General features: G+C 75.6%; 12 protein-coding genes and 1 pseudogene. 10 read left to right on the forward strand and 3 right to left on the reverse strand.

What is annotated here, in order from left to right:
• The coding region (locus A0J59_RS21360; RefSeq protein WP_156533171.1) for an MMPL family transporter at window positions 1-2911 on the reverse strand (2911 nt) is incomplete at its 3' end.
• Between the two features lie 137 nt (window positions 2912-3048).
• On the opposite strand from A0J59_RS21360, the gene A0J59_RS18380 reads away from it, so the two are divergent.
• The 4 genes from A0J59_RS18380 to A0J59_RS18395 all read left to right on the forward strand — a co-directional run bounded on the left by A0J59_RS18380 (window position 3049) and on the right by A0J59_RS18395 (window position 5991).
• The gene (locus A0J59_RS18380; protein WP_172820086.1) at window positions 3049-3744 is read left to right on the forward strand and encodes a TetR/AcrR family transcriptional regulator; all 696 of its coding nucleotides are present in this window, start codon (window positions 3049-3051) and stop codon (window positions 3742-3744) included.
• Window positions 3745-3799: 55 nt separating this feature from the next.
• A complete protein-coding gene (locus A0J59_RS18385) occupies window positions 3800-4165 on the forward strand; it encodes a VOC family protein (protein ID WP_047231866.1) in 366 nt (121 codons plus the stop codon).
• Between the two features lie 106 nt (window positions 4166-4271).
• Window positions 4272-5003 (forward strand): alpha/beta fold hydrolase, encoded by a 732-nt coding sequence (locus A0J59_RS18390; protein WP_064317065.1) that lies wholly within the window; start codon window positions 4272-4274, stop codon window positions 5001-5003.
• Between the two features lie 37 nt (window positions 5004-5040).
• A complete protein-coding gene (locus A0J59_RS18395) occupies window positions 5041-5991 on the forward strand; it encodes an alpha/beta fold hydrolase (RefSeq protein WP_255365338.1) in 951 nt (316 codons plus the stop codon).
• Here A0J59_RS18395 and A0J59_RS18400 read toward each other — a convergent pair.
• The gene (locus A0J59_RS18400) at window positions 5970-6746 is read right to left on the reverse strand and encodes a YafY family protein (protein WP_064317066.1); all 777 of its coding nucleotides are present in this window, start codon (window positions 6744-6746) and stop codon (window positions 5970-5972) included. The genes A0J59_RS18395 and A0J59_RS18400 overlap by 22 nt on opposite strands.
• Window positions 6747-6796: 50 nt before the next feature.
• On the opposite strand from A0J59_RS18400, the gene A0J59_RS18405 reads away from it, so the two are divergent.
• From A0J59_RS18405 to A0J59_RS22565, 6 genes and pseudogenes are all read left to right on the forward strand, one after another.
• Window positions 6797-7534: an alpha/beta fold hydrolase gene (locus tag A0J59_RS18405; protein ID WP_047231862.1), complete on the forward strand. Its 738-nt coding sequence runs from the start codon at window positions 6797-6799 to the stop codon at window positions 7532-7534.
• Between the two features lie 185 nt (window positions 7535-7719).
• Complete coding sequence (locus A0J59_RS18410; protein ID WP_047231861.1) at window positions 7720-7926, forward strand: hypothetical protein; 207 nt, start codon at window positions 7720-7722, stop codon at window positions 7924-7926.
• Window positions 7927-8028: 102 nt separating this feature from the next.
• Window positions 8029-8217, forward strand: a complete 189-nt coding sequence (locus A0J59_RS18415) for a hypothetical protein (RefSeq protein WP_047231860.1) — start codon at window positions 8029-8031, stop codon at window positions 8215-8217.
• A 135-nt stretch (window positions 8218-8352) separates the two neighbouring features.
• Window positions 8353-8919 carry an RNA polymerase sigma factor gene (locus A0J59_RS18420; RefSeq protein WP_172820087.1) on the forward strand — a complete coding sequence of 189 codons (567 nt, stop codon included), beginning with the start codon at window positions 8353-8355 and terminating at the stop codon, window positions 8917-8919.
• A 138-nt stretch (window positions 8920-9057) separates the two neighbouring features.
• A complete protein-coding gene (locus A0J59_RS18425) occupies window positions 9058-9450 on the forward strand; it encodes a YciI family protein (RefSeq protein WP_255365339.1) in 393 nt (130 codons plus the stop codon).
• Window positions 9451-9457: 7 nt separating this feature from the next.
• Window positions 9458-10360 (forward strand): annotated as a pseudogene (locus tag A0J59_RS22565) (RNA polymerase sigma factor); the annotation flags it as partial.
• Window positions 10361-10816: 456 nt separating this feature from the next.
• On the opposite strand, the gene A0J59_RS18435 reads toward A0J59_RS22565, so the two are convergent.
• Window positions 10817-13120 (reverse strand): prolyl oligopeptidase family serine peptidase, encoded by a 2304-nt coding sequence (locus tag A0J59_RS18435; RefSeq protein WP_064317070.1) that lies wholly within the window; start codon window positions 13118-13120, stop codon window positions 10817-10819.
• Window positions 13121-13155: the final 35 nt, after the last annotated feature.

A 13155-nucleotide genomic window follows, 5' to 3' on the forward strand; every position in this document is an offset into this window, starting at 1 on the left:
GGTCGGGGGCGTGCAGGTCGAGCACCTGCGTCCCCGGTGGGGCGAGGTCGGTCGGCGCAGGCCCGACGGCGCCGAGGACGACCGCCGTGCCGCGCTCGGCCGCCCGGGCGAGCACCTCGGACAGGGCGGCGCGCTCGGCGGGCGACGTGACGGCGTCCGTCCCGACGACGGCGAGCAGCCGCGGGTCCTCGCGCAGCAGCGCGGCGACGCTCGCCGCCGCAGGCACGCGGTGCGCGGCGGGCGCGGGCGCGTCCCCGGGCAGGGCCGCGACGTCGGCCGCGAGGTCGACGAGGGCGACCCGGCGGCGCACGCTCAGTGCGCGCTCGGGCAGGACGAGGCCCGTCACCTTGAGCGCGCCGGCGGCCGGCCTGAGCCGTCCCGCGAGCGCCAGCACGACCCCTGACACCGCCGCGGGCGACGTCCCGTGCACGACGAGCGACCCGCCGTCAGGCACGCGGACCGTGACCGGGTCCGCGAGGGGCCCGTGCGCCGCGGCGACCACGAGGTCGTGGGCGACGACGGCGTCCGTGCTGCCGGGCTCCGGCCAGTCCGCGAGCGCGAGCTCCTTGGACAGCCCCTCGCCCTCGACGTCGAACGACGGCAGCACCCGGTCGAGCCAGCGCGGCATCCACCACGCCTTGTCGCCGAGCATCGCGAGCACGGCGGGCACCAGGGTCATGCGCACGACGAACGCGTCGACGAGGACGCCGACCGCGAGCCCGAGCGCGATGGGTTTGAGGCTCATGTCGCCCTCGGGCACGAACGCCACGAACACGGCGAACATGATGACCGCCGCCGCGGTGACGACCTTCGCGGACGCCTGGAACCCCGTGAAGATCGACCGTCGCGCCTGGCCCGAGTGGACGTAGTCCTCGCGGATGCGCGCCACGAGGAAGACCTCGTAGTCCATCGCGAGGCCGAACAGCACGCCCATGAGCACGATCGGCATGAAGGAGATGACCGGGCCGAGCCGCGTGACGTGGAGCGCGTCCGCGAGGAAGCCGTGCTCGAACACGAGCGTCACGACGCCGAACGCCGCGCCCACCGAGAACAGATAGCCGAGCGTCGCCTTGATGGGGACCGCGATCGACCGGAACACCATGGTCAGCAGCACGAGCGACAGGCCCACGACGACGAACGCGAACGGCAGCAGCGCCGCCCCCAGCTTCGCGGACACGTCGATCCCGACCGCCGTGAACCCCGTGACCGCGAGGTCCACGCCGTACTCGTCGAGGAAGTGGTCGTGCTGCGCGCGGATCTCCGTGACGAGGTCCTTGGTCTCCTCGGAGTCCGGCGCGCCCGTCGGCACGACCTGCACGATGCCCGTGTCCGCGGTGAGGTTCGGCGTCGCGAGCGGGACGTCCGCCACGCCCGGCAGGTCCGCGATCTCGTCGCCCAGGTCGTCCATGAGCCCGACCGGGTCCGTCGACGTGACGATCGTCCCCGTGACGATGAGCGGCCCGTTGAAGCCTGGCCCGAAGTGCTCCGACACCAGGTCGTACGTGACGCGCGCCTGGTTGTCCTCGGGCAGCGTCCCCGCGTCCGGCAGCGCGAGCTGCAGGTCCCGCGCCGGCAGCGTCAGCAGCACGATCGCCGCGACGACGAGCCCGATCGTCAGCAGCGGGATTCGCGTCACGGTCCGCACCCACCCCGCGAAGAACCGGTTCCGGTGCTCGACGGACGGCTGGGCGCTCGTCGTCGGGTCCGCGGCACGTGGCCTCGTCGTCTCGTCGAGGCCCGACGGCGCGGCGTCGGTCCGCCCGTCCTCCCATCCGGGCGAGTCGGCCCCGGCCGAACCCACGCCGTTCGGCTCCGGGCTGGTCACCGTGCGCGTTCGCGGGGCGGACGCGCCTGCACGCCGCCGACCCCGGCGGCGGCGCCGAGGGGCCTTCGGGCGGAGCCGCTCGCCCGCGAACCCCAGCATGGCGGGCAGCAGCGTGATCGAGACGAGGACCGCGAGCCCGACGCCGACGGCGGCGGCGACGCCCATGACGGTGAGGAACGGGATGCCGGCGACGCCGAGGCCCACGAGCGCGATCATCACGGTGAGGCCGGCGAAGATGACGGCGGAGCCCGCCGTCGCGACGGAGCGGGCGGCGGCCTCCTCGACGCCCAGACCGCTCGCGAGCTCGTCGCGGTGCCGGGACACGATGAACAGCGCGTAGTCGATGCCGACGGCGAGGCCGAGCATGACGGCGAGCATCGGGGTCGTCGAGTTGATCTGCGCGACGGCGGTCGCGGCGAACAGCAGGCCCATGCTCACGCCGACCCCGACGACGGCGTTGAGGAGCGGCAGCCCGGCCGCGACGAACGAGCCGAAGGTGAGGACGAGCACGACGAGCGCGACGAGGAGGCCGAGCGCCTCGGTGACGGTGAGCGTGGGGAACTCGGTGCTGAAGAGCTGTCCGCCGAGCGCGGCCTGCGCGCCGTCGGGCAGGGCCGCCGCCAGGTCGTCGACGACGTCGCCGAGCGCGTCCTTCGTGGCGTCCGTGACCTCGCTCTGGCCCTCGTCGAGCTGGATGGTCATGAGCGTCGCGACCTCGTCGTCGCTGATCGACGCCGTCATGGTGTCGTCGTAGGGCGAGGTGACGGCGGCGACGCCGTCGACGTCGCCGAGCGCGGTGACGGCGTCCTCCACGGGTGCGCGGACGGCGTCGTCCTCGATGGTGGAGCCGTCGGGCGCGACCACGACGACCTGGGCGGACGCACCGCTGACCTGCGGGAACGTGGCGGCGAGGCGGTCGAGCGCCGCCTGGGACTCGGTGCCGGGGATGGTCACCTCGTCGTCGAGGCCCTGGCCGACGAGGCCGGCGAGCGCGCCCGCGAGGACGAGGATCCCGATCCACGCGGCGAGGACGAGCCGGCGCGCCCCGACCGCCCAGCGGCCGAGCGAGTACAGCGCTGAGGACACGAGCGGCCTCCCGGGGAGAGTGCAGACGGATTTCAGGATACGCCGCTGTATCCGATGCGCGACCGTATCGGATACACTCGTGTATCGCAAGGCTGCCCGTGCGGGTGGCGCCGTCCGACAGTGGGAGCATGTGCGGCGTGACCACCGACCTCGACCCGACCCGAGTCGACCGCGGCACCGAGAGCGAGGCCCCGCTGTCCCCCCGCCGCGAGCGCACCCGCGAGCGCCTGCTCGACGCCGCCTACGGGCTGTTCGCCGAGCACGGCATCAACGGCACGTCGATCGAGGCCGTCTGCGAGGCGGCGGGCTTCACGCGCGGCGCGTTCTACTCGAACTTCGACACCAAGGAGTCGCTGTTCCTCGCCCTCACCGAGCGCGAGATCCGGATGCGGATGCGAAGCCTCGAGGCCGCCGTCGAGCACCTGCCCGACGACCCCGTGCGCGACGGGGTCATCGCCCCCGAGGCGATCGCCACGATCGTCGCGGCCGTCATGGCAGACCCGCGCGACGAGCGTCGGTGGTGCCTCATGAGCGCGGAGCTCGAGCTGCTCGCGCTGCGCGACCCGCAGGTCGCGGAGCGGTTCGCGGACCAGGAGGAGTCGTTCCGCACGGAGCTCGCGGACATCCTCACGCGCGTGCTCGCGAGCGTCGGGATGCGGTTCGCGATCGACGCCGCCGCGGCCACGCGCGTGCTCATCAGCGCCTACACGTCCGCGGCGCGCGACGCGTTCCTCACCCCCGACGGCGACGACGCCGTCCAGCGCGCGCAGGCCGCGGACTGGCTGCCCGCGCTCGTCGGGCGGCTCGTCGAGCCGGACCCCGACGCGGCCTGACGCCGCACTCCCGACGCGACGCGTCCCTGTGGGTGGCGCACGTCACACTGACCGCATGACACTCACCTTCAGCGGCGCCGTCGTCGACTGCGCCGACCCCGCCGTCGTGGCGGACTTCTGGCAGGCCGCGCTCGGCTGGACGGGGCGCGAGACCGGACCGCACGGCGAGGCCGTGCTCTACCCGCGCGACGGCGAGACGGTCCTCGGACCGCCGAGCCTCGTCTTCCAGCGGGTCCCCGAGGGCAAGGCCGTCAAGAACCGCGTGCACCTCGACTTCTCCTCGTCGACCCAGGCCGCCGACGTCGCGCGGCTCGAGGGGCTCGGCGCACGCCGCGTCGACGTCGGGCAGGGCGAGGCGGACACGTTCGTCGTCATGGCCGACGTCGAGGGCAACGAGTTCTGCGTGCTGCGCGGGGACTGACCCCGGCGGCGGTGTCACGCCCGCCGTCCCTCCTCGGTCGAACGGTCAACAGGACGCCCCGTGGCGACTCGCCCGGTCCGTCCGCCGACCGACGGAGGAGAGAGCCATGCCCGAGAACCCGCTCGTCGTGCTCCTGCACGGCGCGTTCGCCGAGTCCGCGAGCTGGTCGGGCGTGATCGCCCGGCTCCGCGCGCACGACGTCGACAGCCTCGCCCTCGCGAACCCCCTGCGCAGCGTCGTGACCGACGCGCAGTACCTGCGTGACGCCGTCGGCGACGCCGGCCGCCCGCTCGTGCTCGTCGGCCACTCCTACGGCGGCATGGTCGTCACGGAGGCTGCGGCCGAGGGGCTGGGGGACGTCGTCGGTCTCGTCTACGTCGCCGCGTTCGCCCCCGACACGGGCGAGAGCGCGGTCGACCTCGCCGGCCGGTTCCCCGGCAGCACGCTCGCCGACGCGCTGGAGAGCACGTCGCTCGTGGACGACGTCGACGACCTGTGGATCCGGCCCGACGCGTACCACGCGCAGTTCGCCGCGGACGTCCCGGAGGAGACCGCGTACGTCGCCGCCCGGACGCAGCGCCCCGTCACGGACGTCGCGCTGAACCAAGGCCTGCTCGCCGGCACGCCGGCCTGGAAGGCCGTCCCGTCCTGGTTCGTGTTCGGCTCCGAGGACCGCAACATCCCCGTCGCCGCGCACCGCTGGATGGCGGAGCGCGCCGCCGCGCGCGGCGTGGACGAGGTGGAGGGTGCGTCGCACGCCGTCGCGGTCTCCGCGCCGGACCGGGTCGCGCGCACCGTGCTCGCCGCCCTCTCCGCGTCGCGCCGGGCCGCGGCCTGACGGCGCCGCGGAACCGCGGAACCGCGAGGAGACGACGATGATCGCCACCACCGCGCTCGGACCCGTCTCGACGGTCGACGCCGGGCCGCTCACCGTCGGGTACGTGGAGGCGGGCGACCCCGCCGGACCCCCCGTGATGCTCCTGCACGGCTACCCGTACGACGTGCACAGCTACGTCGATGTGGTCCCGCTACTCGCCGCCGAGGGGCTGCGCGTGATCGTCCCGTACCTGCGAGGGCACGGCCCCACGACGTTCCGGGAGCCCGGCGCGGTGCGCTCGGGCCAGCAGGCCGCGCTGGGCGCCGACCTCGTCGCGCTCCTCGACGCGCTCGACATCGGCTCGGCGGTGCTCGCCGGCTACGACTGGGGCGGGCGCGCCGCGTGCGTCGTCGCGGCGCTCTGGCCCGAGCGCGTCCGCGGCCTGGTCTCGGTCAACGGCTACCTCGTGCAGGACGTCGCCGCCGCCCAGACGCCGATCCGGCCCGACCTGGAGGCCGGGTTCTGGTACTTCTGGTACTTCGCGACCGAGCGCGGTCGGCGGGGGCTGACGCAGAACCGCGCGGAGATCGCGCGCGTGCTGTGGACGCGCAACTCACCCGAGAGGTCGTTCACCGAGGCCGAGCTGGCGCGCACCGCCGAGGCCTTCGACAACCCCGGCTACGTCGACGTCGTCATCCACTCCTACCGCCACCGGCTCGGGCTCGCGCCGGGTGACCCCGCGTACGAGGACCTCGAGCGACGCCTCGCAGCGCTGCCCCGGATCGACGTCCCGACGATCACCCTCGACGGGCTCGCCGACGGCAACTTCCCCGCGACGGACGGGTCGGCGACGGCACGGTTCTTCGCCGGACCGCGCGAGCACCGCCAGGTGCCGCACGCGGGTCACGACCTGCCCGCCGAGGCCCCCAGGCGTTCGCAGGGGCCGTCCTCGACCTGGTGCGGCGCCCGGCCGACGGCTGAGGTGCGTCAGCCCGCGTCGGGGTCGTAGACCGCCGTCGCGCCGACGGGTGGCTCCCCGACGTCCGCGACCGGACGGGGCGCGTACGTCTCGGCGGTGAGGTCGGCGCGCTCGACGCGCTCCAGCCGGAACCAGCGGATCGCCTCGCGCGACCGGCACCACGCGACGAGGTACCAGCGCCCGTCGGTGTGCGCGAGCAGCACGGGCTCGACCCGGCGCGACGACGTCGCGCCCCGGCCGTCCCGGTAGCGGACCGCGAGCACGCGCGACCCGGCGAGCGCCTGCTCGACGGCGCGCAGCACCCCGAGGTGCGAGCGGGCGCGCCCGACGATCTCCCCGCCGCCGTCCCCGCCGTGCGACCCGCCGTCCTCGTCGGACGGCCCGGGGCCCGCGTCGTGCCGCACCCACACGCGCGCGGCGAGCGCCTGGGCCCGATCGCGGTCACCGGCCGCGAGCGCGTCCCAGACCTTCCCGCGCGCCGCGAGCGCGTCGACCGCGAACGGGCTGCCGGGCGGGAGCGTCGCGAGCGCGACCGCGACGGCGACCGCCTGGCCGGGCGTGAAGTTGACCGGCGGCAGCGACGCGCTCGGGTCGAGCACGTAGCCACCGCCGGGGCCGGCCTGGGCCCAGATCGTCAGACCGGCCTGCTGCAGCGCGGCCACGTCGCGCTTGATCGTCCGCTCGCTCACCTCGAGCGCCGCCGCGAGGCGTGGACCCGTCGTCCCGGTCCGCCCCGCCCGCCGGAGCTCCTCCGCGATCGCGTAGAGACGTTCCGTCCTGTTCACCGGACGATGGTGACAGACAGGTGTCACCGATGCGCTGCGAGGGTGGGTGCATGAGCAACCACGACACGACCGAGCAGCCCCTCCACGTCGTCCTCGTCCCCGGCTTCTGGCTGGGCGCCTGGGCGTGGGACGACGTCGTCCCCCACCTCGAGGCCGCCGGCCTCGTCCCGCACGCCGTGACCCTCCCCGGCCTGGACGCCGGTGCGACCGCGCGGGACCGCGCCGGGGTCACGCGCGAGGACCACGTGGACGCGGTCGCGCGGCTCGTCGACGGGCTCGACGGCCGGGTCGCGCTCGTCGGCCACAGCGGCGGCGGACCGGTCGTGCAGCAGGTCGCCGACCGTGACCCGGCGCGGATCGAGCGGATCGTCTACGTCGACACCGGCCCCCTCGTCGACGGCGCCGCGCTCTCCTCCGACCTCCCGGCCGACGCCGCCGAGGTCCCGCTGCCCGACTGGGAGACGCTGGCCGAGGACGGGTCGAGCCTCGACGGCCTGGACGACGCGGCGCTCGCGCGGTTCCGCGAGCGCGCCGTGCCGACGCCCGGCCCCGTCGCACGCGGCACGGTGCACCTGGCGAACCCGGCTCGGCTGGACGTCCCGGCGACCGTCATCTGCTCGTCGATCCCGTCGGCCGTGCTCGCCGAGCTCGCGCACCCCGGCCCTCCCCTGCACACCGAGCTGGGCGAGCTCACGGACCTCACGTACGTCGACCTCCCCACCGGGCACTGGCCGATGCTCTCGCGCCCCCGTGACCTCGCGGCCGCGCTCGTCGACGCGGTCTCCTGACCGACGCCCCGGGCAGCACGGCGGCCGGCGTGAGCCGGTCGTACGGGACCGGCCCGTGCGACCGGCATCACACGTTCTCCGGAAGAAAGTCACCGAACTCGCGTCACAGACGGCGACTTGTGCCGTCTTGTCGGGTGGAAGCGGTCACCAGGCCGCCCGAAGACCGACCGACGACGAGACGGACCATGCACGACACCCTGCCCTCCGCCCCCTCGCGCACCGAGGTGCGCACCGCCCTCCTCTGGGCCCTCGAGCACGACCGCGACGCCCTGCTGGAGCACCGCGAGACGACCCAGCACTGCGCATGGGCGGCGGCCCGGGGTGCGGCCGACCGGCGCCTCGTGCGCCGCTGGCGCGCGGCGTTCGCCCCGCTCCCGTCGACCGTCGCCTGACGCGAGCCCTCCGGGCCCGGGACCCCGGGCCGCATCCGTGCGCCGGCCTGCGGGCGAACCCCGGACGAGAGGGCACGTCCGCCCCCTCGGGAGGAGGTCGCCATGTTCGCGTCGCTCGCTGCCGGATCCGGCGGGACGATCGGCGTCACGGGGATCGGGAACGGCATGTCGCAGTGGTTCCTGATCTTCGGTGCGCTCATCATCGCCGCGATCCTCGTCGGCTCGATCTACGAGCTCGGCAAGGCCGTGCACGACCGGCACGTCCACCAGCGCCGCCCGGTGCACCGCTGACGCCCGTCTGACCACGGCCGCTCGCCCACCGTCGCCGTCCCCAGCCCCCGCAGCGCGCACGACCTCGCGTCCCGCGCTGCGGCGTCCGACACTGGGAGGAGGACGACGAGGACCGGTGACGCGATGGTCGGGACCGTGGCACGTGTTCCCCGCGCCGAGCAGGGCGCGAGGCGGGACGAGCGCGCGCCCGGCGGCGCCGAGGGCACGGGTGACCACGGCGCCGTGCTCGACCTTCCCGCCGCGTACTCCCGATGGGCCCCGCTCGTCCGGGCCGTCGTCGCGCGGCGCCTGGGCGACCCGGCCGACGCCGACGACGCGACGCAGCTCGTCTTCCTCGCCGCGTGGCGCTCGCGCGACCGGTTCGACCCCACGCGCGGCGACCTGCCCGTCTGGCTGCTGGGCATCGCGCGCCACGTGGCCACCGACCTCCTCCGGGCGCGGGCGCGCGACGCCCGGCGACGCGAGGCAGCGTCTCGACCACGGCTCGCGACGACCGTCCCCGACCCGGCCGACGACGTCGCCTCCCGGGTCGACCTCGAGGACGCGCTGCGCCGTCTGGCCCCCGAACGACGCCGGGTGGTGCGGCTCGTGTACGCGCAGGGACGCACGCACGCCCAGGTCGCGGCCGAGACCGGCCTCCCGCTCGGCACGGTGAAGAGCCACGCCCGCCGCGGCCTGGCCCAGCTCCGCGCCCACCCCTGACCCCCGGGCGGACTGTAGTGTGATCCAGTTCACACGAATCCACGGCCGAGACGTGTCGGGAGCGAGCCGTCGGCTCCGACCTCCCCGTGACGGCGCCGACGGGGCGCCGACCGACGGAAGGAACCGACCATGCGGTACATGCTGGTGAAGACCTACACCCAGGCGGCGCACTGCGACCTCCCGATCCACGAGTGGGCGCCGGAGGACGTCGAGGCGCACATCGCGTTCCAGCGGGCGCTCGGGGAGCAGCTCGCGGCGTCGGGCGAGCTCGTCGACGCCCAGGGGCTGGCCGCGCCGGACCAGGCGGTCGTCGTCGTGTCCGACGGCCGCACGGCGCCCGTCGTCACCGACGGCCCGTTCCCCGAGTCGAAGGAGTTCCTCGCGGGCTACTGGATCGTCGACGTCGACAGCCAGGACCGCGCGGTCGAGATCGCGGCGCAGGCGTCGGCCGCGCCCGGCCCGGGAGGTTCCCCGATCGGCGAGTACATCGAGGTCCGCCAGGTCATGAGCGCACCCGCGTCCGAGCAGTGACGGCCGCGTGACCACCTCGTCCCCCGAGCCGGTCGAGGACCTGCTGCGGGACCTCCGGCCGCGCGTCCTCGGCCTCCTCGTCAGGCGTTGCGGCGACCTCGCCGACGCCGAGGACGCGCTCCAGGAGGCGCTGCTCGCGGCCGCGACCCGCTGGCCGGCGGACGGGATCCCCGACGACCCGCGGGCCTGGCTCGTGCGCGTCGCGGAACGCCGGCTCGTGGACACGGTCCGGGCCGACGTCGCGCGGCGCCGTCGGGAGGAGACGACGGCGCGGCGCGACCCGGCGTCGGCGCGGCTCGCCCCGGCCGGGCTCACGGGCGCGGCCGGGGCCCCGCGGGCGACGGTCGCGCCCGACGAGGTGCCGGGAGAGGTCGACACGGGCGCGGGACCGGGTGACGTCGACGACTCGCTCACCCTCTTCTTCCTCTGCTGCCACCCCGACCTGCCGCCCGCGAGCGCCGTCGCGCTGACGCTGCGGGCCGTCGGTGGGCTCACGACGGCGGAGATCGCCCGTGCGTTCGGCGTCCCCGAGGCGACCATGACCCAGCGCATCACGCGCGCGAAGCGGCGCCTCGCCGCGCTCGACCGCCCGTTCGCGACCCCGGGGCCGGGCGAGTGGGACGCGCGGCTCGCCGCGGTCCTGCGCGTCCTCTACGTCGTGTTCACCGAGGGCCACACGGCGACCTCGGGGCCGCACCTGCGGCGCGCGGACCTGTCCGGCGAGGCGATCCGCCTGGCCCGGACGGTGCACGCGCTGCTGCCGGACGACCCGGAGGTCGCGGGGCTGCTCGCGCTCATGCTCCTCACGGACGCCCGGCGCGGCGCCCGGACCGGCCCGCGCGGCGAGCTCGTGCCGCTCGCCGAGCAGGACCGGTCCCGCTGGGACCACGCCCAGATCGTCGAGGGCGTCCGGATCGTCACCGCGACGCTCCCCCACGGGCTCGTCGGGTCGTACCAGGTGCAGGCGGCGGTCGCGGCGCTGCACGCGCAGGCACCGAGCACGGACGCGACGGACTGGGAGCGGGTCCTCGCGCTCTACTTGGTGCTCGAGCGCCTCGACCCGAGCCCGCACGTCACGCTCAACCGCGCGGTCGCGGTCGCCATGGTCGACGGCCCCCGCGCGGGCCTCGCCCTCCTCGCCGGCCTCGACGACGCCCTGGCGACGAGCCACCGGCTGCCCGCCGTGCGTGCGCACCTGCTGGAGCGGGCGGGAGAGACGCGGGCCGCCGTCGGGCAGTACGTGGCCGCCGCGGCGGCGACGCCGAGCCCCGCGGAGCGCGACTACCTCACGCTCCGCGCGGCGCGCCTGCGTGCCCTCCCATGCCGGAGTCCGGCCTCCCCCGGCGTCGGGCAGGGAGCCCCGTGCTCAGCCGAGCGTCGTCGGCAGCGCCGCGTCGCCCTCGCCCGGCGTGGCGCCGAGCACGTGCTCCGCGAGGAACGCGAGCACCACCTGGTACCAGACCTTCGCGTGCTGCGGCTGGAGGATCCAGTGGTTCTCGTCCGGGTAGAACAGGAACCGGTGCACCGTCTCGCCGTCGGCCCCGGCGGGCAGGCCCGACGACTCGAGCAGCTCGTACCAGAGCCGCAGGCCCTCGCCGATGGGGACGCGGTAGTCCTTGTCGCCGTGGATCACGAGCATCGGGGTGACGATGTCGCCCACGAACCGGTGCGGGCTGTTCTCGAGCGCCATCTCCGGCGTCATCTCGCGCGCCCAGTAGTACGCGTGGTCCGTCGTCGGGCCGAACTGGTCGAGCGCCCACAGGCTCGCGTGCGTGACGATCGCGCGGAAGCGGTCGGTGTGGCCCGCGACCCAGTTCGCCATGTACCCGCCGAAAGACCCGCCCATCGCGGCCGTGCGGGTCGCGTCGACCTCGGGACGCGCCTCCACCGCGTCGGTGATCGCGAGCAGGTCGGTGTACGGGGCCTTGCCCCACGAACCCCAGCCGCGCTGCACGAAGTCCTGGCCGTACCCCGTCGACAGCGCCGGGTCCGGCAGCAGGACCGCGTACCCGCGCGCGACCATCAGCCACGGGTTCCAGCGCCAGCTCCACGCGTTCCACGAGCCGAGCGGGCCGCCGTGGATCCACAGCAGCAGCGGCGCGGGGTCGTCCGCGGACGCGCCGTGCGGGAGCGCGAGCCAGCCGCGCACGCGCACGTCGTCCGACGCGGCGGTCTCGACGTCGACGAGCGTGCCCGGGAGGTCGGGCGTCGCGACCGGGCCGCGCAGCGGCGTCGCGGGCACCGGCGTACGGCCGCCCGCAGCGCCGGACCCGAGGAACGCCCCGAGGTCGATGCGGACCGGGTGCGACGGCTCGAGGTAGCTCGTGCGCAGCGCGTAGGCCGTGCGTCCGTCGGGCGCGACCTGCACGTCGGTGAAGACGGCGTCGTCGCTCGTCACGCGCTCGGCCGTGCCGTTCTCCGTCGTGCCGTCCGGGGAGAAGGCGACGAGGAAGACGGGCCCGCGGCCGTCGTCGTCGGCCGTGACGAGCAGCCCCGAGCCGTCGGGGAGCCAGCGCAGCGACGTCGGCCAGCGGTCCCAGTGCGGCACGAGGGTGCGCGGGGTCGCGTGGTTCTCCGCGCGCGTCGTCGCGGAGTCGTCGTGGCCCTCCACGGCCCCCGCCGGCCCGTCCGGCGCGTGCAGCGGCACGACGGCGAGGCTCTCCTCCGGCGCCTGGTGCGGCGTCGAGATGGTCTCCCGCACGAACGCGACCCAGGCGCCGTCGGGCGAGATGCGGGGCGAGTGCGCCTCCGCGCTCGGCTCGTCGACGAGCGTGCGCCGCGCGCCCGTTGCCGTGTCGATCGCGACGAGCGTGTTGCGCACCTGCGGCCCGGGCCCGGCCACCTGCCACGTGGTGACGAGCGTCGTACCGTCGCCGGACAGGTCGGCGGAGTGCTCGTGCAGCGCGCGGCCCGGCGCGGTTCCCTGCTCGACGCCGCGGGTCACGTCGCGCAGGTCGAGGAGCCGGGGGTCGTGCGGGCCGTGGTCGTCGGTGCCGCCGGGCTCGGCGCCCGACGTCCCGGCCGGGTCCGGGAGCGGGTGCGCCGGCTCGTCGACGAGCGTCGTGAGGTCGCCGACGAACCGGTGGGCCTCGTCCGGGCCCCGGTCGTGGTCCCACTGGCGCACCGGGTACGCGCTGTGCAGGATCGCCGCGACCTTGGCGTCCTTGCGCGCGGACCGGAGCTCGGCGTCGTGCGCGAGGTCGCGCGCGCTCGGGAGCACCGAGGCCGCCACCGACACGACGGGCGCGTCCGTCGCCGCGAGCGGGCCGCTGACGCCCGCGGGCGCCGTCGCGACGACGCGCGCCTCGCCGCCCGTCGCCGGGAGCAGCCACAGCGCCGCCTTCGGGTCGTCGTCGGAGCCGCCGTCCGGGTCGGGCCGGGCCGAGGTGAAGAGGACGTCGCCCGCCCCCGTGAACGTCGCGCTCGACTCGCCCTTGGTGCTGCGCGTGAGCCGACGCGCCGGGGTCTCGCCCGCCGGGTCGACCTCCCACAGCGCGGTCCGGTACCCGGTGCGCTGCGGGTCGAGCGTCTGCACGGTCGTGACCAGGCGCGCCCCGTCGGGCGAGAGCGCGAGCCCTCCGACGCGCGGGATGGCGAGGTACTGGTCGAGATCGTGGAACGGGCTCTCGGGCTGGTCGGAGGTACCGGGCGTGGCGGCGTCGTTACTCACCCGTACGTCCTATCACGCCCCCGCCCCCGCTCGCC

It is taken from the genome of Cellulosimicrobium sp. I38E, from assembly GCF_001647255.1.
Classification (GTDB): Bacteria; Actinomycetota; Actinomycetes; order Actinomycetales; family Cellulomonadaceae; genus Cellulosimicrobium; species Cellulosimicrobium cellulans_E.

Excerpts from the sequence above, each read along its gene's own strand:
- A0J59_RS18410 (WP_047231861.1), top strand. The coding sequence starts at position 7,720 with ATGCACGACACCCTGCCCTCCGCCCCCTCGCGCACCGAGGTGCGCACC.
- A0J59_RS18385 (WP_047231866.1), top strand. The coding sequence starts at position 3,800 with ATGACACTCACCTTCAGCGGCGCCGTCGTCGACTGCGCCGACCCCGCC.
- A0J59_RS18405 (WP_047231862.1), top strand. The coding sequence starts at position 6,797 with ATGAGCAACCACGACACGACCGAGCAGCCCCTCCACGTCGTCCTCGTC.
- A0J59_RS18425 (WP_255365339.1), top strand. The coding sequence starts at position 9,058 with ATGCTGGTGAAGACCTACACCCAGGCGGCGCACTGCGACCTCCCGATC.
- A0J59_RS18390 (WP_064317065.1), top strand. The coding sequence starts at position 4,272 with ATGCCCGAGAACCCGCTCGTCGTGCTCCTGCACGGCGCGTTCGCCGAG.
- A0J59_RS18415 (WP_047231860.1), top strand. The coding sequence starts at position 8,029 with ATGTTCGCGTCGCTCGCTGCCGGATCCGGCGGGACGATCGGCGTCACG.
- A0J59_RS18395 (WP_255365338.1), top strand. The coding sequence starts at position 5,041 with ATGATCGCCACCACCGCGCTCGGACCCGTCTCGACGGTCGACGCCGGG.